Origin of the sequence: Shewanella sp. SM55, from assembly GCF_025654025.1 — a bacterium.
In the GTDB taxonomy this organism is placed as follows: Bacteria; Pseudomonadota; Gammaproteobacteria; order Enterobacterales; family Shewanellaceae; genus Shewanella; species Shewanella oncorhynchi.
In genome coordinates this window covers 1-564 of sequence record NZ_JAKKRS010000050.1, presented here as the reverse complement: position 1 = coordinate 564, position 564 = coordinate 1, and the positions used below count along the sequence as shown (strand labels likewise).

At 42.7% G+C, this 564-nt stretch carries 1 rRNA gene; it reads right to left on the bottom strand.

Going from position 1 to position 564, the window contains the following annotated elements:
* Positions 1 to 135, bottom strand: a 23S ribosomal RNA gene (locus L5L91_RS22665); the annotation flags it as partial.
* Between the last annotated feature and the right edge of the window lie 429 nt (positions 136 to 564).

Sequence of the window (564 nt, the reverse complement as noted above, 5' to 3'; positions counted from 1 at the left end):
CTGCTGGGTTCCCCCATTCGGACATCGTTAGCTCAAATGCTTGTTACTAGCTCGCCAACGCTTTTCGCAAGTTACTACGTCCTTCATCGCCTCTGACTGCCAAGGCATCCACCGTATACGCTTAGTCGCTTAACCATACAACCCAAATGAGTTTCACTCATCTGCGCCGCATTGCGACCAGCTTGGTTTTACTTGTCTCACTTCTGACCAAAGAAGTGGACGCGCCTTAGACGTAAACTATTCAATAAAGAATAATTTACTTTTGAATATTCAAGACACTTAATAAAGTGTTTGAGAACTCATGTTCAATGCTTTCGCATTAAACGTTTTGTAATTAATCACATGACAGACTCATGCAATTAAATACTATCAGCTTTCCAAATTGTTAAAGAACAATGCGTACCGGCTCGCGGCGCATTTAGCTCTGACTTCCCCGAAGAGAAGCTAAACAAGCAATCTGTGTGAACACTCAAAAGGTACACGGATGTACCGAATGTCGAAAATGCAGGAGCATTTTTCGACCAAACATTAAGTTAGTCGTATAGGTAAGGAGGTGATCCAGCC